The 23,146-nt window shown below is 67.2% G+C and carries 16 protein-coding genes and 1 tRNA gene; 8 read left to right on the forward strand and 9 right to left on the reverse strand.

The genetic code is table 11. From position 1 onward, the window contains the following. Window positions 1-4: 4 nt before the first annotated feature. Complete coding sequence (locus WCZ84_RS07875) at window positions 5-1,246, reverse strand: homoserine O-acetyltransferase (protein ID WP_372685717.1); 1,242 nt, start codon at window positions 1,244-1,246, stop codon at window positions 5-7. A 227-nt stretch (window positions 1,247-1,473) separates the two neighbouring features. Here WCZ84_RS07875 and WCZ84_RS07880 point away from each other — a divergent pair, with 227 nt between their 5' ends. Next, window positions 1,474-1,833 (forward strand): LuxR C-terminal-related transcriptional regulator, encoded by a 360-nt coding sequence (locus tag WCZ84_RS07880; protein ID WP_372685718.1) that lies wholly within the window; start codon window positions 1,474-1,476, stop codon window positions 1,831-1,833. Next, window positions 1,733-3,295, forward strand: coding sequence for a glutamate--cysteine ligase (gene gshA, locus WCZ84_RS07885; RefSeq protein ID WP_372685733.1), 1,563 nt, complete (start codon window positions 1,733-1,735; stop codon window positions 3,293-3,295). The genes WCZ84_RS07880 and gshA overlap by 101 nt, the downstream gene beginning before the upstream one ends. A gap of 58 nt (window positions 3,296-3,353) precedes the next feature. Here gshA and WCZ84_RS07890 read toward each other — a convergent pair. Next, window positions 3,354-3,428, reverse strand: a tRNA-Arg gene (locus WCZ84_RS07890). Window positions 3,429-3,606: 178 nt separating this feature from the next. On the opposite strand from WCZ84_RS07890, the gene WCZ84_RS07895 reads away from it, so the two are divergent. Then, window positions 3,607-4,509, forward strand: a complete 903-nt coding sequence (locus tag WCZ84_RS07895; RefSeq protein ID WP_372685719.1) for a cytochrome c5 family protein — start codon at window positions 3,607-3,609, stop codon at window positions 4,507-4,509. A 272-nt stretch (window positions 4,510-4,781) separates the two neighbouring features. Further along, the gene (locus WCZ84_RS07900; RefSeq protein WP_372685720.1) at window positions 4,782-5,012 is read left to right on the forward strand and encodes a hypothetical protein; all 231 of its coding nucleotides are present in this window, start codon (window positions 4,782-4,784) and stop codon (window positions 5,010-5,012) included. Window positions 5,013-5,101: 89 nt separating this feature from the next. Here WCZ84_RS07900 and WCZ84_RS07905 read toward each other — a convergent pair whose 3' ends face one another. From WCZ84_RS07905 to WCZ84_RS07930, 6 genes are all read right to left on the reverse strand, one after another. Continuing rightward, window positions 5,102-7,123 (reverse strand): UvrD-helicase domain-containing protein, encoded by a 2,022-nt coding sequence (locus WCZ84_RS07905; RefSeq protein ID WP_372685721.1) that lies wholly within the window; start codon window positions 7,121-7,123, stop codon window positions 5,102-5,104. 4 nt (window positions 7,124-7,127) lie between these two features. Continuing rightward, a complete protein-coding gene (locus WCZ84_RS07910; RefSeq protein ID WP_372685722.1) occupies window positions 7,128-9,308 on the reverse strand; it encodes a primosomal protein N' in 2,181 nt (726 codons plus the stop codon). A 351-nt stretch (window positions 9,309-9,659) separates the two neighbouring features. Beyond that, window positions 9,660-10,724 carry a uroporphyrinogen decarboxylase gene (hemE, locus tag WCZ84_RS07915; protein WP_372685723.1) on the reverse strand — a complete coding sequence of 355 codons (1,065 nt, stop codon included), beginning with the start codon at window positions 10,722-10,724 and terminating at the stop codon, window positions 9,660-9,662. Window positions 10,725-10,823: 99 nt separating this feature from the next. Continuing rightward, window positions 10,824-11,609: a hypothetical protein gene (locus tag WCZ84_RS07920; RefSeq protein ID WP_372685724.1), complete on the reverse strand. Its 786-nt coding sequence runs from the start codon at window positions 11,607-11,609 to the stop codon at window positions 10,824-10,826. 106 nt (window positions 11,610-11,715) lie between these two features. Continuing rightward, window positions 11,716-13,548, reverse strand: a complete 1,833-nt coding sequence (locus tag WCZ84_RS07925) for a cation:proton antiporter (protein WP_372685725.1) — start codon at window positions 13,546-13,548, stop codon at window positions 11,716-11,718. Next, window positions 13,532-14,971: a chloride channel protein gene (locus WCZ84_RS07930; protein ID WP_372685726.1), complete on the reverse strand. Its 1,440-nt coding sequence runs from the start codon at window positions 14,969-14,971 to the stop codon at window positions 13,532-13,534. The genes WCZ84_RS07925 and WCZ84_RS07930 overlap by 17 nt, the downstream gene beginning before the upstream one ends. Window positions 14,972-15,125: 154 nt before the next feature. Between WCZ84_RS07930 and WCZ84_RS07935 the strand changes: the two genes are divergently transcribed. After that, entirely contained in the window at window positions 15,126-16,538 is a 1,413-nt protein-coding gene (locus WCZ84_RS07935; protein ID WP_372685727.1) for a DUF2868 domain-containing protein, read from the forward strand. Next, complete coding sequence (locus WCZ84_RS07940; RefSeq protein ID WP_372685728.1) at window positions 16,531-17,985, forward strand: GTPase/DUF3482 domain-containing protein; 1,455 nt, start codon at window positions 16,531-16,533, stop codon at window positions 17,983-17,985. Before WCZ84_RS07935 ends, WCZ84_RS07940 begins: the two co-directional genes overlap by 8 nt. A gap of 66 nt (window positions 17,986-18,051) precedes the next feature. On the opposite strand, the gene WCZ84_RS07945 is transcribed toward WCZ84_RS07940, so the two are convergent. Beyond that, entirely contained in the window at window positions 18,052-18,396 is a 345-nt protein-coding gene (locus WCZ84_RS07945; protein ID WP_372685729.1) for a DUF1840 domain-containing protein, read from the reverse strand. Between the two features lie 107 nt (window positions 18,397-18,503). On the opposite strand from WCZ84_RS07945, the gene WCZ84_RS07950 reads away from it, so the two are divergent. Beyond that, a complete protein-coding gene (locus WCZ84_RS07950) occupies window positions 18,504-22,298 on the forward strand; it encodes a phospholipase effector Tle1 domain-containing protein (protein ID WP_372685730.1) in 3,795 nt (1,264 codons plus the stop codon). Between the two features lie 41 nt (window positions 22,299-22,339). Then, the coding region (argS, locus tag WCZ84_RS07955; protein WP_372685731.1) for an arginine--tRNA ligase at window positions 22,340-23,146 on the forward strand (807 nt) is incomplete at its 3' end.

Raw genomic sequence — 23,146 nt, forward strand, 5'->3', positions numbered from 1 at the left:
TGTGTCATGCCAGCACCCCGGTGGTGCGCGAACGCATGGGCAGGCCCAACCGCCTGGCCATATCATCGAAATAGCCCTGCACGACCGCGTGGTAGCGCGTGTCGCCCAGCAGGAAGGCGTCGTGTCCGTGCGGCGCATCGATTTCGGCGTAGGACACCTGGCGCTGGTTCTTGAGCAGGGCGCGCACGATCTCGCGCGAATGCTTGGGTGCGAAGCGCCAGTCTGTCGTGAAGGAGACCAGCAGAAAACGCGCGCGCGTGGCCGCCAGGGCCTGCGCCAGATCCCCCCCGTGGGCGCGGGCCGGATCGAAGTAATCGAGGGCCCGCGTCAGCAACAGATATGTGTTGGCGTCGAAGTAGCGCGAGAATTTTTCGCCCTGATGGCGCAAGTAGGATTCGATCTCGAATTCGATGTCGTAATGGTAGCGATAGTCGCCATTGGGGCCCGGCGCCCTTTGGGTGCGCCCGAAGCGGCTGGCCATGACGGCATCGGACTGATAGGTGATATGCCCCACCATGCGCGCCACCGACAGGCCATGCGCAGGCACCACGCCGTGTTCGTGATAACGGCCGCCATGGAAATCCGGATCGGTCGTGATCGCCCGGCGTGCGACCTCGTTGAAGGCGATGTTCTGTGCCGAAAGGCGGGGCGTGCTGGCAATCACCACGCAGTCGCCCACCCGCTCGGGCTGGGAGATCGCCCAACTGAGCGCCTGCATGCCCCCCAGCGACCCGCCCATGACGGCGGCAAAGCGACGGATGCCGAAGTAATCCGCGACACGGGCCTGGGCATGCACCCAGTCTTCGACGGTGAGCAGCGGGAAATCGGCCCCCCATGGCTTGCCGGTGCGCGGATTCAGGGTGGTCGGCCCGGTGGACCCGAAGCAGGAACCGAGGTTGTTGATGCCCATGACGTAAAAGCGATCCGTGTCCACTGCCTTGCCAGGGCCGACCATGTTGTCCCACCAACCGATCTGGCTCGGATGGTCGGCATCCATGCCAGCCACGTGATGGGATGCGTTCAGGGCATGGCAGATCAGTACCGCATTGTTGCGTTCGGCGTTGAGTTCGCCATAGGTTTCGACGGCCAGCGTGAATTCGGGCAGCACCTGCCCGCTGGACAAGACCAGCGGCTCGGAGAACGCGATGTATTCAGGCGACACCAAACCCACGCTGCCTTCAGGGATCTCGGGGCCGGCTGGCGATGGCTGAAGGGGCGGTTTGGAAACGGGGACGGAATGGGTCATGGGACCTCTTTAGCTGGATTTATGGAGCGCCCGCAAGCGGATCAGGCAAATCGGCGCCACTGCTTTTCGATTCTAGCACTTTGGATCCCAGGGGCTCTCATCCTGGAAAATCCTCGAAAACCCGGGACAAATAAGGCCTGATTCGAACATTCACAATATGCGACTAATGATACATTTACTAACCTTACACGGCAGAATATCAAAAAATGTCTATCACGGAGCCCCCCATGAAACTGACCCCGCGTGAACTCGACTGCCTGCACTGGGCGTCCTATGGCAAGACCAGTTGGGAAATCGGCCGCATCCTGGGTATCGCAGAACGCACCGCCAATTTCCACCTGTCCAACACCTGCGCCAAGCTCGCCGTCTGCAACCGCATGGCCGCCATCACCGCAGCCATCAAACTGGGGCTGTTGCCAGACCCGAATTTGCCCGGCGAACATTTCGATAAAATGGAATCCCTTCAGACCCTCCCGGGACCCAACGATCATGAGCCTGGCCTCACACCGGCGCGCGCGGCTGGCAGCGCACCCAGAGCTACTTCGCAGCATCCGCCGCGGCGTCGAAAAGGAGGGACTTCGCGTTGACGCCCAGGGCAAGCTGGCGCTGACCCCCCATCCGGCGAGCCTGGGCGCCGCCCTGACCCACCCGGGGATCACCACCGATTACTCCGAAGCCCTGCTCGAACTGATCACCGTACCCCACGGCAGCGCCCAGGCCATGCTCGACGAACTCACCGACATCCATCGGTTCGTGGCGCTGCGCAACCCGGCCGAGGTCATCTGGAACCAGTCCATGCCGGCGCAGCTGCCGGCCGAAGATCAGATCCCGGTTGCCTGGTACGGGTCATCGAACAGCGGCATGCTCAAGCACGTGTATCGCCTCGGGCTGGCCTGGCGCTACGGCAAGATCATGCAGTGCATCGCGGGCGTGCATTACAACTTCTCGCTGCCCGATGCCACCTGGGACTTGCTGCAAGACGGCCCCACCGCGCGCGATCGGCGCGACGCCGGGTATATGGCACTGATCCGCAACTTCATGCGCCATGCCTGGTTGCTCATGTACCTGTTCGGCGCCTCGCCCGCGCTATCCCACAGCTTTCTCAGGGGTGTGGGGCAAGAAGCCGGGCTGCAGCGTCTCAGTCCCGACACCTACTGCCTGCCCTGGGCGACCAGCTTGCGCATGAGCGATCTGGGCTACAAAAGCCCGGTACAGTCTGAACTCCAGCTGTGCTACAACGACCTCGACACCTTCACGGCACGCATCCATACGGCCGTGACAACCCCATGGCCCCCCTACGAAGCCATTGGCACCCATCGCGACGGCCAACGCATACAGCTGAACACCAACATCCTGCAGATCGAAAACGAGTACTACTCGCCCATACGGCCGAAGCAGGCCACCGCACGCTGCGAGCGGCCCAACACGACGCTCAGGCAACGCGGAATCCAGTACGTGGAAGTGCGCTGCATGGACATCGACCCATGGGCGCCGGCCGGCATCAGCCTGGATACCGCCCGTTTCCTGGACGTATTTCTGCTGCACTGCGCCCTGGAAGACAGCCCGCTGTTCCCGGCACCGGGCCACTGCCAGGAAAGCCAGGCCAATTTCAGCCTGGTGGCCCGCGAGGGCAGGCGCCCCGGCTTGCTGCTGCAACGCGACAACTGCATCAGCAGCCTGCGCGACTGGGCCCAGGAAACGCTCGAACAGATGGCGCCCACTGCCGAGCTGCTGGACACCTACAGCGGCGATGGCCAGCACCTGGCCAGCCTGAAGCGGCAGAGCGCCAAAATCCTCGATCCGAACGCCACCCCGTCAGGGCGCCTGCTGGCCGAACTCAAAGAGCGCGGCCAGGAATTCCACCACTACACCTTGGCGCAGAGTACGGCGCACTGGGATACGCTGCGGGCGCAACCGCTGGCAGCCGACACGCTGCAACGGCTGGATCGGCTTGCCGCGGTCTCGCTGGCCAAGCAGGCCGAGCTCGAGGCATCGGATGTCGTGAGTTTCGAAGAATACGTGGCCGAGTTCGAGGCGGCCCTGAGCTGAACGGTGGGCTGAACGATGGCTTAGAGCTGGCGTAGAGCCTAGAGCCCGGAAGCCGAGATGGCGCGCCCGCCAGGAATCGAACCTGGATCAGAAGCTTCGGAGACTCCTATTCTATCCATTGAACTACGGGCGCGCGTGACTGCCCAAGGGCAGGCCGGCCTGGCTGGCCGGCAGGAGCGTTATTGTAGCCTGATTGTTCGGCGGGCGCCGCAGCCTCTGCACAGGCAGGGCCCTGTCGTTATAATCGACGCTTCAGGCATGAAATCAGTTGTTCCGCCGCAGGGCGGCTGCCGATCACCCAGGAACCCGACATGAGTCACCCAGAAAACCCGTCTGCCACCAAGTCGCCACTGCGGCTGCTGATTACCGTCATCCTGGCATTTCTCATCCCCATTGCCATCATCATCGTCATGACCAACGTGCTCAGCCCGGTGATTCGTTCCGGGGCCGAGCCCGATCCCTACGCCGTCGAGCAGATCGCCAGCCGGATCCAGCCGGTCGCTGGCTTCAAGCTGGTCGACGCCGACGCGCCCGTCAGCTACAAGACCGGTCAACAGGTCTTCGAATCCACCTGCTCAGCGTGCCACGGCAGCGGGGTGGCCGGGGCACCCAAGTTTGGCGACGCAGGCGACTGGGGCAGCTACATACAGCAAGGCTTCGACAGCCTGCTCAAGAACGCCATCGATGGCATTGGCGCCATGCCGCCGCGCGGGGGCAATGCCGCACTGTCTGATTTCGAGGTCGCGCGTGCCGTGGTCTATATGGCCAACGCATCCGGGGCCGATTTCCCGGAACCCGCCGAACCGGGCGAGGCCGGCGCGGCCCCTGAAAGCGCAGCGGCCGACACGGCCCCGGCGCCCGCCAGCGACACCCCGGCAGCCGAAGCGCCGGCCGCCGAAGCCGCGGCCCCCGCAGACGCCGGGGCCGCCGAAACCGTCGCAGCCGCCGATACGGCCGCCAAGCCCGCCTCGGAAATGTCCGTCGGCGAAAAACTTTACCAACAGATCTGCATCACCTGCCACGATACGGGCCTTGCAGGCGCCCCCAAATTCGGCGACCGGCAAGCCTGGGCCCCCTATATCGAAACCGGCCTGGACACCATGCTCAAGAATGCCATTTCCGGGGTCGGCGCCATGCCTCCGCGAGGCGGCTCCCAAGCCACCGACGACGAACTCAAGGCCGCGATCGAATACATCATTGCCGCAGCCCAGTAACCCAGGCAGCGGCAGGCAGGGGGCCCCGCCCCTGCGCAGGCACTGAACCTGCGACCAATCGCCAACTTGCGGGGCCTATAGCCCCCCCACCGCCCGGCCCGACAGCCGGGCGGTGGGCATTTTGGTCCCCGCATGTGCATTTCAGCCACACCACGCCGGCCTTGAGCCACGAAAGACCGCGAAAAGACACATTTAGGGTTTTCCCCTAGACATGACCTAGGGTTTTCCCTATAATGGGTCATTCAAAGTTAAAACTTCTGAAACAGGAGTCCATGATGTACCTTAGTATCCCCCACCCCCATCTATCCGACGCCCTCGAGCGTGCCTATAGCAACTTCGCCTTTGATGCTCCTCAGCCCCTGTGCCTGAAAAGCGGCCTAAAGAAGCTTGGTGCCTCCCTGTGGCACGCCGGCAAGGCCGCCGGACGTTTCCTGGGTGAAGCCATCAACGCGCAAGCCGAAGCACGCGCACGCGATATGCGCTATAGCCGTACGCCCTGGTAAGCCGTCCATGGCCTGGCCTCCGGCCCATGGCAGGAGGCCCCACGCTGCAAGTCACTTGAAACAGGTCTTGCAGCGTTGTTTTTTCTGCGTCAGTTTTTGAGCAGCTGCCTCAGGCGGGCCAGCGTCGCCTGCGGATCGGCGGTGGCCGCGGCGGGCCCCGCCTCCAGGCCCATTTCGGCAATGAAGCGCGACGGCTCGCACGCGACGTCCTCACGCCCTCTGCGACGCCGGCGGCACCAGCTGATCTGCAGGGTCCGCTGGGCCCGCGTCATGCCGACATACATCAGACGCCGCTCTTCTTCGAGGCGCGACCCGCGCGCGGCATCAGCGGATGCATCCTGCCCGGGGTCTTCTTCATGGCCGCGATGCGGCAACAGACCCTCTTCGACGCCCACCAGATACACGTGCGGAAATTCCAGGCCCTTGGCCGCATGCAGCGTGGATAGTTTCACGGCATCGGGCGCTTCCTCGTCCGATCGCTCGAGCAGGGTGACCAGTGCGACCCGCTGCACCAACTCGACCAGCGTCAAGCCCTCTTCTTGCGCCTTGCGAACCAGCCACTCGCGCAACTCCAGCACGTGGCCCCAACGCGTCCGTGCCTGCCGTTCTTCGAGTGTGTCATACAGATGGGCCTCATAGCCGGTGGCCTGCAAAACATCATCCAAAAGCCCCGCCGCCCGCTCGCCCAGGCGCCCCTGGAAGGCCAGCATCCACTGGACGAACTGAGCCACGGCCACGGCCTGGCGCGCCGTCGGGAACGCGTCGGCCGGCAACTGGCGGGCGGCAGCGAACAACGACCCCCCCGAGCGGGCCGCCTCGGCCGCCAGGCACTGCAGCGTGCCCTGGCCAATACCGCGACGAGGCGTCGTCACGGCACGAATGAACGCCGGATCTTCGTCGACATTGGCGATCAGGCGCAGCCAGGCCATGATGTCGCGGATCTCGGGCTTGTCGAAGAAGCTCTGCCCGCCCGATACCGTATAGGGAATATGCAACGCGCGCAGCGCCTGCTCCAGCAGGCGGGCCTGATGGTTGCTGCGGTACAGCACGGCAAAATCCTTCCAGCATGCGGCGCGGCCGAACCGGTCGGCCGAAAGCCGCATGGCCACGGACTCGGCCTCGAGCTGCTCATTGTCCATCGCGATGACGCCGATGGGTTCACCCGAACCCAGGTCGGACCACAAGGTTTTGCCGAAGTGCCTGGGATTGTGCGCGATGACCCGATTGGCCGCCTGGAGAATGCGCTGTACCGAGCGATAATTCTGCTCGAGCTTGATGACCCGCAGCGCCGGATAGTCATGCGCCAATTGCGTCAGGTTTTCGCTCGTGGCCCCGCGCCAGGCATAAATGGCCTGATCGTCGTCCCCCACGGCAGTGAACCGGGCCCGGTCGCCGATCAGGTACTTGAGCAACGCGTACTGGCAGGCACTGGTATCCTGATATTCATCGACCAGCAGGTAATGAATGCGCGCCTGCCATCGGGCCCTGACGTCTGCATCCTGGGCCAGCAGCCGGGCTGGCCGGTAAATCAGATCGTCGAAATCGACCGCCTGCCAAGCTTGCAGGGTCGCCTGGTAGCTATGATAGATGCGCAAGGCCTCGAGCTGCTCGGGCCCTGCCGCGTGCGCACCCGCGTCCTCGGGCGCCAGCAGGGCGTTTTTCCACAATGAGATCTGCTGCTGCACCGCGCGCAGCCTGGCCCGGTCAGTCGTCTCGAGCAGGCTTTGGACCATGGCCAGGCCATCGGCCGCATCCAGGACTGAAAACCCCGGCTTGAGCCCGGCACACGCGTGTTCCTCGCGCAACAGACGCAGCCCCAGCGAATGAAACGTCCCGCAGGTCAGGCCGCGCAGCAGGCGCGCCCCGACCTGCGCTCGCACCCGTTCGTTCATTTCGCGCGCCGCCTTGTTGGTAAAGGTCAGCGCCACCACATGGCGCGCCAGATAGCCGCACTCGCCCAGCAGGTAGGCCATCTTCCGCGTAATCACCCGGGTCTTCCCGCTGCCCGCGCCCGCGAGCACCAGGCACGGGCCATCCAGATAGCGCACGGCCTCGCGCTGCCGGTCATTGAGGCCATCATGGGAGACGGATGCCAAAGGCGGCGCGCGCATGTGTTCAGATCTCCAGGGGGTCGACTTCCACCCCCCAGCGCACGGCCGAGCGTGCGCGCGACAGCGCCTCGGCACGCGGCAACAGTGCCTGCAGCAAACGATGCAACAGCGGCCGATGATCGGCCTCGAGCAGCATCTGGGCGCGCTCGACGCGATCGACCCGCATGATGCGCAGGGGCACGGCATCCAATACCCGGACACCCGCCGCCTCGGGCAGGCCCAACGCGTCGGCGCGCAACACCAGCAGGAAATCGAGCGCATCCTGCAGCCGGCGCGCGCGCGCCGTGAGCAGCGCCTGGTGCGACCAGGGCGGCAAGGCCAGATCGCGGCGCTCTTGCAGGGTATCGGCCGCGAACCCGGCATAATCGTGGCGCACCAGGGACTGATAGACCGACTGCTCGGGGTAATCCGTCTGGACCAGTACACGCCCGCCCAGGCCGTGGCGACCGGCCCGCCCCGCGACCTGCATCAGCTGGGCAAACAGGCGTTCGGGCGCCCGGAAATCCTGGGCAAACAGCATGGCGTCCGCATTCAGTACGGTCACCAGCGCCAGGCGGGCGAAGTCGTGCCCCTTGGACACCATCTGGGTGCCCACCAGAATGTCGGCTGCGCCGGCATGGACCTGGGCAAACAGGGCCTCGGCGCTGCCCTTGCGCCGGGTTGCATCGGCGTCGATGCGCAGGATGCGGGCCCCTGGAAACCGCTCGGTGAGAAAGTGCTCGACCCGTTGCGTGCCACTGCCCAGGGGGTGCAGATCCTGGTCGCCACACTCGGGGCAGGCGCGGGGTACCGGACCACTGGCGCCGCAGTGGTGGCACTGCAGCACCGCGCCCCGCCCTGCGGGTCGCCGGTGCAGGACCATGTGCGCGGAACATCGGCGACAACCGCTGATCCAGGCACACGAAGGGCAGCGCAGCACCGGCGCGTACCCCCGCCGATTGATGAAGACCAGGCTTTGCAGACCGGCCTGCAGCGTGTCTTCAAGGGCCTGCAGGGCCGGTTCCGAAAACCCCTGCTGCAGGGGCGCTCGGCGCGTATCGAGCAGTTCTATCGCCGGGAGCCCGCCGCTGCGCGCCCGCTTGGGCAGCGACAGCAGCCGGTAGCGGCCTTGGCGCGCATGCAGCCAGCTTTCCAGCGAGGGCGTGGCCGAGCCCAGCACGACCGGGATGTCCAGGTCGTGGCTGCGCCAGACGGCCAAATCACGCGCTGAATAACGCAGGCCTTCTTGCTGCTTGTAGGACGCGTCATGTTCTTCGTCGACCACGATCAGACCAAGACGCGGCAGCGGGGTGAACAGGGCCAGGCGCGTACCCAGCACGATGTCTGCCTGGCCGCGCAGCGCCCGCAGCCAGGCGCGCAGGCGATCGCCCTCGGACAGCCGGCTGTGCAGAACGGCCAGCGTCTGGTCGGGCGCCAGGCGGGCACGCACCCATTGTTCAAGCTGCGGCGTCAGGTTGATTTCTGGGACGAGGATCAGAACCTGCTGGCCGCGCGCCAGGCACTGAGCGGCCAGACGCAAATACAGTTCGGTCTTGCCGCTGCCTGTGATCCCGTGCAGGAGGGCCACCCGGCCATCGCGATCGGCCCCCGGGCGGACCGGCCCACACCCGTCCGGCCGGGCGGGCGCAGCCTGCGCGCCCGCCCGGCCGGGATGGGTGGCCAACATGGCCTGCAGCATGTCCAGGGCCTGCGCCTGTGCGTCGGTGAGCGCCAGGTCGCCGCTGCGCGCCACGGACGGCGCGCCTTCCTGCCCGGACATGCCGTCTTTGTGCGCGCTGCGGCTGCGGGGCCGGCGGTCGGCGCGGGCAACGGGCCCCCCCGCAGCCCGAGGCCCTGTGTAGGCGGCCGGCGTACGCAGGCTCGCAGGCAATGCCGGCAACAGGACCTCGCCAGGCGCGCGATGATAATAGGCCGCGGCAAACCGCGTCAGCCGCATCCAGTCGGCCGGCATGGGCGGCAAGTCGTCCAGCACCGCTTCGATTGCGTGCACCCGTGCCGGGTCGATCGCTGGCCGGGCGCGGACCTCGCAGACCATGCCCACCAGATCGCGATGGGCAAAGCGCACCCGTACCCGCACCCCAGGTGCCACGGCTTCACAGTGCGAGTAATCGAACAGGCCCGGCAGGGGCACGTCGAGGGCCACGGCCAGGTATACGGGCGTGCTCGCCCCCACGGTATCAATCAAGAGAAACCCGCCTGTGGATAACTTTGTGAAAAACTGAGGTACAAAGCCTGCCGAATTAAAGTCAAGAACCGGGTCATTTGGGCCAAACGAACTAAATAACGATAAATATCGTTATAAAACAATAAGCTAACGAATCAATCAAGAATCCATATCGTTCAATCCATGCAAACCCTGATACCGCCTGGATTGTGCATAAGCACAACAATGGGGCTGGATGCAGCCGGCCGTCTGGCGTGCATTTTCCCGCCTATGCACGAAGCAAACAGAGCCGGCCTCTTGCGCCGCAACAGAGCGCGGCGAGCCAGTTGACCGGTAGCCCGACCCCGGCGCGCGGCAGGCCCCAGGACAGGCTCAGTGATAGGCCGGACTGGCCGTGCGCACGGCATCGACGAGTACCGAGACCGCTTCGGGCGGGGTGTGCTGCGAAATGCCGTGCCCCAGGTTGAACACATGCCCGCCCGCCCCCACGGCCCCGAAATCTGCCAGTATCCGGTTCACTTCGGCCCGAATGGCGGCTTCGCCGCCGAACAGCGCCATGGGGTCTAGATTGCCCTGCAGGGCCACGGCGTCTGCCGTACGCCGGCGGGCCTGCGCGAGGTTGACGGTCCAGTCTACACCCAGCGCATCGGCCCCGCAGCGGGCGAGATCTTCGAGCCACAGCCCGCCCCCCTTGGTGAACACGATCGAGGGGATGCGCTGGCCTTCGTGCTCGCGCGGCAAGCCTGCCAGGATCTGTTGTATGTATTGCAATGAGAATGTCTGGAAAAGGCCATCGGCCAGCACCCCGCCCCAGCTGTCGAAGATCATGACGGCCTGGGCGCCCGCCCGGATCTGCTCGCGCAGGTAAGCCTGTACGGCCTGTGCGTTCAGGTCGAGGACCCGATGGAACAGGTCTGGGCGCTGGTACATGAGCGTCTTGACGCGACGGTAGTCGGTGCCGCCGCAGCCCTCGATCATGTAGCACGCCAGGGTGAACGGGCTGCCTGCAAAGCCGATCAGGGGCACGGCGCCATCGAGCTCGCGGCGCACCAGGCTGACGGCATCGAAGACGTAGCGCAGGCGCGCCATGTCGGGCACCTGCAAGCTCTGTATGGCGGCTTCTGACTGCAGGGGACGATCGAACTGCGGGCCCTCGCCGGCCACGAAGCGCAAGCCCAGCCCCATGGCATCCGGAATGGTCAGGATGTCCGAAAACAGGATGGCGGCATCCAGCGCAAAACGCCGCAGTGGCTGCAGGGTGACTTCGCAGGCGAGTTCGGGGTTTTGCGCCAGAGCCATGAATGACCCGGCCTGCGCCCGTGTGCGGCGGTACTCTTCCAGATAGCGGCCGGCCTGCCGCATCATCCACAAGGGCGTCCGGGGGGTCGGCTGGCGCAGCAAGGCGCGCAGGAAAAGATCATTCTTGAGCGGAGACACGTTGCAATCCTGTAGTGGGGCGAGGGCCACCGATACGGTGGCCGCCCCGATTTTACCAGCCCGTGCGGGCAGCCCCGCCCCGACGGGCCCGCAGAGCCGTCAGGCGTCATTGCGATAGGGTGCGGGATCGATGTCGTGCTTGCGCATCAGCGCCCAGAAGGCCCGCCGGTGCTTTTGCGCCATGCGGGCCGCCATGGTGACGTTGCCGCTGTGCCGGCCCAGCGCCGCACAGATGTAGGCCCGTTCGAAGCGGGCGATGATGCGCCCCTTGGCCGCCCTGAACGATTCGTGCGAGGTGGCGCGCTGCATGGCGAGCGCCACCGCATAGGCTTCGAGTTCGCTGCCTGAGCGCTCTAGGATGGATGCGCACAGGTCGGCTTCTGTGGTGGGACGCGGGGCGCCACCCGCCGGCGTACGCAGGGCCAGCCCCGGTACGCCGTAGACCGGGTCTTTTTCGGCGATGCCCAGGGGGCTGAGCCGGCGCAAGGCCTGTTCGACCCGGGCGCGCAGCTCTTCGGGGCAGAATGGCGGGCGGGTAAAATCGCTTACCCCGAGGGTGAGCAGGTCGCGCACTGCCTGGGCGCGCAGATCGGCCGCATAGACCAGGACGACGGCCGGCAGGCGCCCGGCACAGCTGGCAAACGCGGTGCGCCACACCCCCAGGCTGCTTTCATCCACGTGAACCAGGGCCGCATCATAGCGGCCATGGGCCAGGGCCGGGTGCGCCAGGCGGGCTTCGGCCCGCACATGGCCAGGCTGGCCGGGGGTATCTTGGACAGGCAGCGGGTGCAGCACCAGACGGCCGCCGGTATGGATGCCGCTGCAGGCGTGGATCCAGGGATCCTGCCCAAGAGCCAGCAGGGCACAGTCGAGTCGCTCGCGCATGATGGGGTCTCCTTGTGTCGGGCCCCCAGAATAGCCAGCCCATTGGCCTCGTCACAGTCGCAAAGATACTTCAGGGATAACCCTGAACACCCCGCGGAACGTCGCCTCAGGCCGCCTGATCGGCCGCAGGGACGGGGGTTTCGCCAGCAGGGATGGACAAGCCGATGATCACCCAGCCAGCCCCTGGCTGCAAGGCCTGATCCAGCGTGAAGGGGCGCACGTACCCCTTGGGATCGATGGCAAACAATGGCCGGATGGCGCCTGTCTCGCTGCCCTTGCAATATTGTTCGAAATCGAACGCCTCGGACAGCCGGGTGGCCTTGATCTGCGCCCCGGCCGCCAGGTGAGCCATCAACGTCCAGTAGCCCAGGTCCGGGGCGAACAGGGTACGGCCGCGATATTCCGGCGTCAGTACGTGCTTGTCGGCGAGGTCCGGGCCGCGGCTGTCCGGCAGGCTGAAGACCCGCTTCTTGCCGTACTCGTCGCGCCCCCGCGCGGCGATCAGCTGATTGCCGTGGTTGCTCGCGCCCAGCGCCAACAACCGGCCCAGCCCGGTGGTATCCAGGTTGTATCGGGCGTGCTCCGACACCGGCGTGCCGTAGTAGGTGGGCAAGCCCAGCATGCGGGCCTTGGACAAGCTGTACCAGTCGCTGTCGCACAGGCGCACCGGCACCCCGTGCTCGTGCAACGCAAGACCGATCGCGCGCGCCACGGGATTGGCGCCGGCTATCAGGAAACCGACCCGATCGGGCTCGGCCACCTTGAGCAGCCGGGCCATCGGCCGGGCCGTCAGACTTTGCCAGATGACGGTGACGATGATCAACAGGAACGTCATGGGCAGCAGCCGGTCGCCATAGGGCACCGAAATGACCTCGAGACGCAGGGCGAACAGGGCCGACACCGCCGCGGCCACGATCCCGCGCGGCGCAATCCAGGCCAGCAGGGCCCGCTCGCGCCAGTTGAGCGGCGAGCCCCAGGTCGAGAACGCCACCTTCAGGGGCCGGCCCACCCAGAGCATGACCGCCAGCACCCCCAGCGCCGGCCAGCCCAGTTCGATCAGCCGTTCTGGCGCCACGCGAGCGGCCAGCAGGATGAACACGGCCGACAACAGAATCTGGCTGAGCGTTTCCTTGAATTCGAGGATGTCATCGAGCGGAATCCCAGGCCGATTGGCCAGCCAGATCCCCATGATGGTGACCGTCAGCAGGCCCGACTCGTGCTGCAGCAGGTTGGATACGGAGAAAGCCGCAAAGACGCAGGCCAGAACCGTCAGGTTCAAAAGTGCGTCCGGCACCCAGCCCTTGCGCAACAATATACCCAGCAACCACCCTGCCAGGACCCCCAGCACCAGGCCCACCGCCAGGGTGGTGCCGAAATCCCACAAGGCGAAGCCCCAATCCTGGGTCATGCGCAAGGCCACCACCAGGTCATAGGCCAGCACGGCGAGCAGGGCGCCGATCGGGTCGATCAGGATGCCTTCCCAGCGCAACGCATGCGCCACGGGTGCCACGGGTCGAACCGTGCGCAGAAGCGGGGCGATCACCGTCGGCCCGGTCACGACCGTGATCGCTCCGAACAGAATCGCCAGATCGACCGGAAAATCCAGAAAAAAATGAACGGCCCAGGCCGCTACGGCCCAGCTGATCAACGTGCCCGCCCCGACCAGGCGCCGCACGACGCGGCGCAGGCCGCGCAGCTGATGGAACTGCAGTGTCAGGCTGCCCTCGAAGAGGATGACCGCCACCGACAGAGACACCAGGGGAAACAACAAGTCGCCAAACAGCGCATCGGGGTCGAGCCAACCCGCCACCGGCCCCACCGCAATACCCGCAAGCAACAAAAGCAGAATGGCGGGCACCCGCGCACGCCAGGCCAGCCACTGGGCCGCCATCGCCAGCACACCAATGCCGGCAAGCATGAATTCAGGATGGTCGATCATCGGATTGCTGGTTGGGTTCGGTGAGTTTTTCCGGGTGGGGGCTGGACGGGCGCGCACGCCATACGGATCGCCAGCCGTGCACCTGCCACTGCCGCCAGGCCCGCACGAGCCCCGAGGACAGGTGGATCTTTTCCTGCCCGACTGGAATGTCGCTGCGCACGCGCAGCCAGGACGACTTGGCGTGGCCCACCCGCTGGTCTGGATAGACGCTGCGGTGGCCGATGATCAGGTAGGCCGCGATGGCGGCACCCGCTGCATACAGGGTGCCAACCTCGGCGCCAAAGAGCTCGACCCCCATGAGAATGGCGGCCAGAGGCGTATTGGAACACGCCGCGACCACCGACACCAGCCCCACGGCGGCGCCCAGGGCGGGATCGATGCCCAGCAGCAGCGCCAGGCTGTTGCCGGCCAGCGCGCCGATGACGAATTGCGGCGTGACGATGCCACCGTAGAAGCCCGAACCGAGCGTGATGGCCACCAACAGCGTCTTCCAGAAAAATCCGCTGCCCGGGACGGCATCCCCGGCCAGCGCCTGGTCCATGAGGGGCAGGCTCAGCCCCAGGTAGTCCGTCGGCACCTGCAACGTCACCAGCAGGGCCAACACCAGCCCGCCGGCGAGCGGCATGAGCGGCGGCCAGATCGACCAGCGCACTTGCACGCGCAGGCAGAGCCGGCGCACCGCCTGCACCATGTCGACGAAAAGCCAGGACACCAGCCCGCACAGGATGCCGATCAACAAGATGCGCAAGAACAACGTTTCGGAAAAAGGGGACCAGACGGCCAGCGTGTAATCTTCGTAGGGGATGCCCAGCGCCTTGCTCACCTGGTAGGACGTCACGCCGGCGATCAGTGCAGGGAACAGGAAATCGTGGCGCACCCGTCCGATCACCAGCATCTCGACCCCATAAATGGCCCCGCCGATGGGCGTACCGAACACGCTGGCGAACCCGGCGCTGACGCCACACGCCACGATGCGGTGGCGCAGCTCGGTGTTCAGCCGGAAAACCTGCCCCAGCCAGGATCCCAGGGTGGCCCCCAGATGCGAGCATGGCCCTTCCTTGCCGGCCGACCCGCCGCTGGCCAGCGTGATGATCGCCGCCACCGGCTTGATCCAGAGGATGCGCCAGGGCATGCGGCCGCCTTGCTCGTTGACGGCGGCGAAGAGCGAGTCGCGCAGGCCGCACGCCTGCTGGTAACGCAAGCTGCGACCCATGAGCAGGCCATTGGCCAGGCCCGCTACCGGCAGCAGCAGCCAATAGGCCCACAGGGGCATGGACTGCGTCCGGTCTGTCATGAAGAACAGGGCATGCAGAAAAATGCTGGCCCCGACCCCGACCACCAGACCGGTGAGCGAGGCCAGTATCAGCCATTGCACCACCGTGGCCAACATGACAGCTGGCTCGAGAAGATCGATGCGGGGCATGAGAAAGTATAGCTCAGGGTGATGACCCGCTGCGCGGCCCTGCCGACGGACGGGGGCGTGACCGTGACCCTGCCGCCCCCCCTGTGAAGCACCGCGCTGAAACTCGGTATCATCATTCATTTGTCGCGTTTGATTCGTCCTGCGTAGCGTCTGCATGAGGCACACTGCCACCGGCACGCCAGACCCCGGTCCGGCCACTCACCCCGTATTCGCCTACTGGCTGGCAGAGGCGATCCGCCTGCGCGAGGCCTATCAGGGTCCGCTCGATGACGCACAGGCCAATCGGATGGCCTGCGAGCGGGCCGATGACCTGCCAGGCCGCATCCTGTGGCGAGCCGGCCGGCTGGCGGCCGACAGCGGCCTGCAACAGCACGTGCAACACTGGGCGCACAGCGCCCGCTGGGCGGCCATCCTGCTGCTGGCCGCCGCCTGTCTCGCCGGGGCGGGCACGGCCGGCACCGTGCTGGCCCAGCAAGACGGCCGCATCAACCTGGCCCTGGCCCTGACCGGTCTGCTGGGCCTGCACCTGCTGACCTTCACCCTGTGGCTGCTCAGCCGGCTGCCCGGCCTCTCGGGCGGGCGCGGGCTCGCCTCGCTGTGGCTCTGGCTGACCCGCCGGCTGGCCCGCGGCCCGGATGCAACGCTGGCCGGCCAGGCGCTGCTCTCGCTGTTGAGCCGGGCGCGCGCGACCCAGGCGGCGATGGGCCTGGTCAGCCATGCGCTCTGGTCGGCCGGATTTCTGGGCATGCTGCCTACGCTGGTGCTGCTGCTGAGCACGCGCCAGTACCGGTTCCACTGGGAAACCACGCTGCTGCCTCCCCAGGCCTTCACCCACCTGACCCACTGGCTCGGCTGGCTGCCGGGCCGCTTCGGATTTCCGTTACCGCCCGATGCCGGCATCGCCGCCAGCCTCAACGAACCCGCCCTGTCTCCGGCCGTACAGGCCGACTGGTCGCTCTGGCTGATCGGCTGCATCCTGGCGTGGGGCCTGCTGCCCCGCGTACTGGCGCTTGCAGCCTGCGCCATCGAATGGCGCCACCGTCTGGCGCGTCTGCGCATCGATCCGGCCCTGCCCGGGTGGATCGACCTGCGCGAACGTCTGGCCCCCCGCCATGATTCCCTGGGCACCGACCAGCCCGCACCGGCGCAGATCCAGCGCATGGCGTCGGCCGAACCGCAGCCCGGGCCTCTCAGCGGGCGTACGGCCATTCTGGCGCACGAGCTCGGGCCCGATCTCGACTGGCCGCCACCCGACCTGCCAGCCCACGTACAAGACCTCGGCCGCAGTGATGGCCGGAGCGATCGACAACGTCTGCGGGCGCAGCTGGATCCGCCGCCGGCCCGACTGCTGCTCGCCTGCGATGCCCGCCTGACACCCGACCGCGGCACGTTGCGCTGGTTCGAGGAACTTCACACGCTGTGCCCAGGCATGCGGGTCGCCTGCCTGGGCGGTGATGCCGGCGCACGCCTCGCGATCTGGCAGCATGCGCTGGCCGAGCGCGGCATCCCGGTCGTGGCGGACGCATCGGGCGGGTTCAGGACGCCGGAGGGTTCACGCCATGGCTGAGCACGCCAAAGCCGTGGACTTGGCCGTGGTCGGCCACACCAATACGGGCAAGACGTCGCTGCTGCGCACCTTGTTGCGCGACGAGCACTTCGGCGCGGTGGCCGACCAGCCAGGCACTACGCGCCAGGTCGAAAGCGCCCGGTTGCTGGACGCGCACGGGCGCGCCCTGCTGATTCTGCGGGATACCCCCGGCCTGGAAGACGCCATGGGCACACTGGACCATCTGGACACGCTGCCCGCATCCGGCTCGCGGCCAGACGGCCCCGAGCGCATTCGCACCCTGCTCGACAGCCCCGCAGCCCAAAACCGGTTCGAACAGGAATGCCGTGTCCTGAAGGCCGTTCTGCAGGCCGATGCCGCACTGTACGTCATCGATGCCCGGGACCCCGTGCTGCCCAAGCACCGCGATGAACTGGCCCTGCTGGCCATGTGCGGCCGCCCCATTCTGCCCGTACTCAATTTCACGCACGCGGCCCAGGCAGACCCGGCTGCCTGGCGCACCGCGCTGGCGCGCCAGGGCCTGCATGTCAGCGTGGATTTCGATACCGTGGTGCCGCCCGTGGACGGTGAAATGCGCCTGCTGCAGCGCCTGGCGCTGCTGCTCGAGCGCCATGCCCCCGCCCTGCAGCGCCTGCAGGACCACCTGCAGGCAGAACGCGTCGAACGCAGGCGGGATGCCGTGCGCCTGATTGCGGAGCTGCTGGTGGACGCCGCGGCCCTGCGCCTGTCCTGTGTGGACGAACCCACGGCCGTGGCCGCCACCGCCCGCGCACTGCGCGCACGCATCCGGGCGCGGGAACAGCGCTGCGTCGAGGCCATGCTCAAGCGCTACCGTTTCAGCGCCGCGGTCTTTCCGCAGCACACCCTGCCGCTCGAAGGCGAGCGTTGGGGGATGGACCTGTTCCATCCACAGGCCCTGCGCCAGTTTGGCATACACGTCGGCAAAGGCATGGCCACCGGAGCCGTGGCCGGGGCCACGGTCGACGTCCTGACGGGCGGCCTGAGTCTCGGGGCCGCCACCCTGTTGGGCGCGGCCCTGGGTGGAACCTGGCAAGGCGCCGGACAATGGGGCCGGCGGTTGATGTCCAGGCTCTCGGGGCGACGCGAAATGACGCTGGACGACCCCGTGCTGCAACTGCTGGGCATCCGGCAACTGGCTTTGCTGCGCGCACTGGAACAGCGTGGCCATGCCGCCAGCCAGACCATCGCACCAGACACGGTGTCTGCTACAGGCGCTGCGGCGGGGCCGGCAACCCCCGACGGCCGGGCCGATTCAGTGCCCCCTGCCCAGGCGCTGCCGCCGCCCGTTCAGGACCTGCTGAAAGAAGCCCGCAGCCAACCCGCCTGGTGCGCGATCGAAGGCCCGGCCGAACCAGACGAGCGGCGCGACGCCGTGATCGCCGCGCTGGCCGATGCATTGCAGGCGACCCTGCAGGCGGCGGCGTGATCAGGCGCCGCATTCGCAGGCCCCTGCCGCCACACGGCACCCCGTTTTTTTACCGGATCGGTGCTTTTACCAGATCGGGGCCGGTTCCCAGGTGACGTCCTCGCCCTGTTCTCTTGCCTGGCGCAGCATCGCCAGCAGCGGCCAGGCCCGGCGGCGCATGCCGACCGGTTGCGAGATCGGATGTTCGGCAGAATCGTCGTGATCATCATCCGGATCGTCATGGCCCAGATCCGCCGCCATCAAGCGCTCGATCCCCGCAATCGCGGCGTCTAGCTGCGCCCGGGTGATCACCCCGCGCTCGGGCAGATCCGGCGTGTCGAACACCTTGCCTGCCGCCTGCAGAATCGGCCGGGCGTGCCGGGCGAACATGAGGACCTCGGCCGCGGACTTTGACTGAAACACAACGAGCATGACGGTTTCCTGCAATGGACATATCCATACACTACCCCATCGCATGCACGCTGCCAAGATGGACAATCAAGTGGCCCCTGAACGCACTCGATCCACCATCCGGCCCCATGGCCCTGCCCCCCATGCCAGATCCCGCCCTAGCGCCGCCCCGCACCCTGTCCGCCACCGGGGCCAGGCGGCCGCATCCAAACCCACTGTGCCGCCTCGCGGCGCTGCTGGCTTTCAGCCTGCTGCCGGCGGCAGCGCACGCGGCCCTCACGTGCCAGGCACCCGCGCTGCAGGCGCCCTGCGGCGTTCGCAGCCCGCATGGGCCAGCGCTGGAGCCCGGTCCGGATTCGGGCATCGGCAACCCCATCCAGCTGCCCAGCGGCGAGAAATACCTGCAGGAAATCGATGTGCCGCCGCCTGCCCACCTTGGGCACCCCGCCTGGATACGGCTGTATCGTTCCGGGCGTCTGAACGACGGGCCACTGGGGCGCGGCTGGCAGCACGGATACGACATCCGGCTGCAGGCGCTCACCGATGGCTGGCGCCTCGAATTTCCAGATGGACGCAGCCTGCGCTTCGACGCGCGCGGCCGCGCGCTCGGGGCGGCCGGGGCCGGCCGGCTGGACCTGTCCGATCCGAATCACCCACAGTGGCACGATGCGCAAGCGCCAAACGCTGAACGCCCGGGGCGCAATCTGCGGTTCGACTCCATGGGGCGCCTGCTGGCCATCGTCGAGCCCGATGGCCAACGCCTGACGCTCGATTACTACGGCATGCCAGCCACCGCCGCATCCGACGCCGTGCCCTGGAAGGGCCTGCTGTGGCGGGTCAGCAATCCCGCGGATACCCTGCAGCTGCACTATGAAATCCGCCACGGCGCACCGCGGCTGGTGCGCCTGGACACCCCGCTGGGCCGGTTTGCCTATACCTATCTGGGGCAGCCCGCCCGGCTGCATACGATCCAGCGGCCCGATGGCATGCGGCGCATCCACCACTACGAACCCGAGCGGCAGGCGGGGCGGCGCCACGTCCTCACGGGCGTCACACTGCAAGACACCGAGGGCAGGGGGGTGCGGCTGCGAACCTGGCGCTACGACGCCGCGGGCCGCGTCGTCCAGGCCAGCACCGGCCAACCCCGCAGCGCCACCCGCCCGCTCACGGTCGACTACGACCCGCCGCAACAGCCGTCCTCCCCCGCCACCAGCCCTGCGCACCGGGCGCGCACCCGCCTGCAGGCCGGCCAGGCCTGGGCTGTCTTGCAGCACGACACAAAAGCGGGGCGCAGCGTCCTGGAACAGGCCCAGGGGCAAGCCTGTCCCACTTGCCCAGTTCACGAGACCCGCTTCGAGTACGATGCCCAAGGGCACCTGGCGCGCGTGGGCGATCTGACGCTGGGCCGCGACACCCACGGCCGCCTGCGCACCGTGCGCCAGGCGCGCGGCGGCTGGCCAGGCCTGGCGCTGCAGCATGACGCGCAAGGCCGGCGCACGGCGTGGTCCAGCGCCCTCACAGGGCCGACCCGCCTGCACTATGGCACCGATGGCGGCCTGCAGCAGGTCGAATGGGCCGATGCACGGCGCATGGCCCTACGCCACGATGGCGCCGGCCGCCCCGTCCGGCTGTACTACACGGGGCCCCAGGCCACCGCTGTGGACATCCGCGTGCAATGGCGCGGGCCATGGCCCGAACGGCTGACGCACCCCAAGGAAGTCGAGACCCTGACACGGGATCCCCATGGCCGGGTCGTCGTCCACCATGTGCAGCGCCCCCTGAAGGGCGGCGGCCGCCTGTCCTACCAGGAACACTTTGCATACGATGCGCGCAACCGGCTGATTCGCCATGCACTGCCCGAAGGGGGGGTCCTGCACTATCGCTGGTCCGATCCCGCAACCCTGCGCAGTCTGATCTGGGAAGACCCCCACGGCCAACACCATCCGGTGGTGACGACCCGCCCCGGCCAGGCCGGCTACCGCTATGGCAACGGCCTGCACTTGCAGGCCCGCACTCAGGCCCGCGGCCACGCGGGCGAGCTGGTCCTGTCGCGCGGTTCCACGCCGCTGTGGCGCCAGCACCTGTCTTACGACGCCGACGGGCGCATCGTTGGGCATCGGCAGTGGCAGGCCGATGGCGGCCTGCTGTTTGACCGCCACCTGGGCTACGACGCGCAAGACCGGCAAGTCGTGCAGCTGGACGCGGCACGATCACAATGGTGGGCCTGGCACCCCGACGGCAGCCTCGGGGCCCAGGCAGAGAACGGTGACACCACCCACCTGCCACCGATCCAGCGCAATCCTGCCGGCCTGCCTGTGGCGATCGGCCCGCGCACCCTGATATTCAACGCGCAGGGCCGCCTGGGCGAAGTGCGCCAGGACGGGCAGCCCCTGGTGCGCCACACCTACAACGCGCGCGGCCACCAGATCCGCAGCGAATACGCCCACATGCGGATCGAGCGCTATTATCTGGACAATCGCCTGGTCGGCGTGTGGCAGCACGCAACCGCATCGCCAGAGCCCACGGGCTTCCGCATCCGTCAACGCTACCTCTATGCTCAACAGGTGCCGGTCGGCCTGCTCGAAACGGACGCAAGTGGCCGCACCCGCTTGTACTATGTCCACGCCGACCTGCAGGGCACGCCCGTCCGTATCACCGACGACGCTGGCAAGCCGCGCTGGCAGGCCGTGTACGACGGGTTCGGCCGCGTGCTGCGGGCCACCGGGGATCTGCAGTTTCCGCTGCGCCGCCCGGGCCAGGTCGAAGATCCCGCCACCGGCTGGTACGACAACGTGTTTCGCACCTATCTGCCCGAACGCGGCCATTATCTCGAACCCGACCCGCTGGGACCGCTCCCCGGACAGCAGGCGCTGGGGCACGCCGCCCAGCGATTCCTGCGTCACGCCGACCCGCTGGGCCTGATACTGCTGGCCTTTGACGGCACCCGCCAGGATGCCGGAACGGGCAGCAACGTCTGGAAGCTGGCGCAGATCTATACCGATGGGGCGGCGTACTATCACAGCGGGCCCGGCAGCTCGAGCCATCTCACCTGGGATGCCGTCACGGCGGCCAGCAGCCAGCAGATCCTCAAGAACCAGTGGCAATCCCTGCTCAATTCGCTAGAGCGCGCCCGCGGGCTGCCGACCCCCCTGCCCATCGATATCCTCGGGTTCTCCCGGGGTGCCGCCCTGGCGCGCGAATTTGCCAATCAAATCGCCCGCAACACGCAAAACGGCTGGTTTTCCTACGATGATCCCCTGCGGGGGGCCATCGGTGCCTGTGTGGATCTGCGCTTCATGGGCCTGTTCGACACCGTCGCGCAATTCGGCCTGCTGGGTTCGGCCAATGCCGGCTACGACCTGACCATCGCAAGCGCCTGGCAATGGGTGGCCCACGCCGTGGCCGTGCACGAATACCGCGTCCTGTTTCCATTGGTATCCGTACGCGACAGCGCCGCAGGGTATACGGTAGAGGCGCCTTTCATCGGGGCCCATGGGGATATCGGCGGCGGCCTGCTGGGCGATGGGGCCGGCGGCCTCCCCGCCGGCGACCTGTCGGATGTCGCGCTGAACTGGATGGCCTGGCAGGCATGGGCCGCCCAGGTGCCACTGGCCGCCCTGCCGGCGGCGGATCGCGACGTCAGCCAACCGCTCCTGCACGACGAACGGCCCCCCCTGCTGCGTGGCCTGGCGCCGGGCGACCGGCTGATTCAAGATTCGGCGGCGCGCAACAAGGGCTTGCAGGGCGCCGACCCCGAATTGGGGCAGGCCCAACGCCAGCTTTTCGAAGCCTTCATCGACCGCAGCCCCGAAGCAGGCCAGGCCGCCCACGTCGTGGGGCGGGTCGACATGCAGGCCTACGATCAATGGCTACAGACCCAGCAAGGGCCTGGCGGGCCGCTGGCCCAGCCACGGCCGCTCTGAAATCGGGCTATCATTTCGGGAGTCTTTCATGCACGGATACCATGCTGCCTCAGCAACACGCCCTACTCACGACCCTGTTTCAGCAAGCCCTGGCCGCCGTATTGCCCGACGCCCAGGCAGACATCCTCCTGGAACGCCCCAAGGTGGCGTCCCACGGCGATGTCGCCTGCAACGTCGCCATGCAGCTGGCGCGCTCGGCCCGGCGCAATCCGCGCGAGCTCGCCCAGGCGATCGTAGACGCGCTGCTCGCGCTCGACGGCGCCCGGTCGCTGGTGGCCCAGGCCGAGGTCGCTGGGCCTGGTTTCATCAATCTGCGCCTCAGCCCGGCGGCACACCAGGCCGTACTCGCAGACATCGAGCAACACGGGGCCCATTTCGGCCACCGCCCGCCCCAGCCCGTCCGGGTGCTGGTCGAGTTCGTCTCGGCCAACCCCACCGGCCCCCTGCACGTGGGTCATGCGCGCCAGGCCGCCCTGGGCGATTCGATCTGCCGCCTGTTCGCCACCCAGGGGATGCAGGTCACGCGCGAGTTCTACTACAACGATGCCGGCAACCAGATCCACAACCTGGCCATCAGCGTACAGGCGCGGGCGCGCGGCATGCGGCCCGATGATCCGGGCTACCCGGCCGATGGCTATCGGGGCGAGTACATCGCCGACATCGCCCGGGCCTACCTGGCGCAGGCCACGGTGCAGGCCAGCGATGGCGAACCCGTGCAGGCCGCCGGCGATGTGGACGACCTCGAAGCCATCCGGCAGTTTGCCGTGGCCAGCCTGCGCCACGAGCAAGACCTCGACCTGCAGGCCTTCGGCCTGCAATTCGACCACTACTACCTCGAAAGTTCGCTC

This window comes from Castellaniella sp. (assembly GCF_041675725.1).
Classification (GTDB): Bacteria; Pseudomonadota; Gammaproteobacteria; order Burkholderiales; family Burkholderiaceae_B; genus Castellaniella.

Excerpts from the sequence above, each read along its gene's own strand:
- WCZ84_RS07880 (WP_372685718.1), top strand. The coding sequence starts at position 1,474 with ATGAAACTGACCCCGCGTGAACTCGACTGCCTGCACTGGGCGTCCTAT.
- WCZ84_RS07940 (WP_372685728.1), top strand. The coding sequence starts at position 16,531 with ATGGCTGAGCACGCCAAAGCCGTGGACTTGGCCGTGGTCGGCCACACC.
- WCZ84_RS07905 (WP_372685721.1), bottom strand. The coding sequence starts at position 7,123 with ATGCGCGCGCCGCCTTTGGCATCCGTCTCCCATGATGGCCTCAATGAC.
- WCZ84_RS07900 (WP_372685720.1), top strand. The coding sequence starts at position 4,782 with ATGATGTACCTTAGTATCCCCCACCCCCATCTATCCGACGCCCTCGAG.
- WCZ84_RS07945 (WP_372685729.1), bottom strand. The coding sequence starts at position 18,396 with ATGCTCGTTGTGTTTCAGTCAAAGTCCGCGGCCGAGGTCCTCATGTTC.
- WCZ84_RS07895 (WP_372685719.1), top strand. The coding sequence starts at position 3,607 with ATGAGTCACCCAGAAAACCCGTCTGCCACCAAGTCGCCACTGCGGCTG.
- WCZ84_RS07920 (WP_372685724.1), bottom strand. The coding sequence starts at position 11,609 with ATGCGCGAGCGACTCGACTGTGCCCTGCTGGCTCTTGGGCAGGATCCC.
- WCZ84_RS07930 (WP_372685726.1), bottom strand. The coding sequence starts at position 14,971 with ATGCCCCGCATCGATCTTCTCGAGCCAGCTGTCATGTTGGCCACGGTG.
- WCZ84_RS07925 (WP_372685725.1), bottom strand. The coding sequence starts at position 13,548 with ATGATCGACCATCCTGAATTCATGCTTGCCGGCATTGGTGTGCTGGCG.
- WCZ84_RS07950 (WP_372685730.1), top strand. The coding sequence starts at position 18,504 with ATGGCCCTGCCCCCCATGCCAGATCCCGCCCTAGCGCCGCCCCGCACC.
- WCZ84_RS07935 (WP_372685727.1), top strand. The coding sequence starts at position 15,126 with ATGAGGCACACTGCCACCGGCACGCCAGACCCCGGTCCGGCCACTCAC.
- WCZ84_RS07875 (WP_372685717.1), bottom strand. The coding sequence starts at position 1,246 with ATGACCCATTCCGTCCCCGTTTCCAAACCGCCCCTTCAGCCATCGCCA.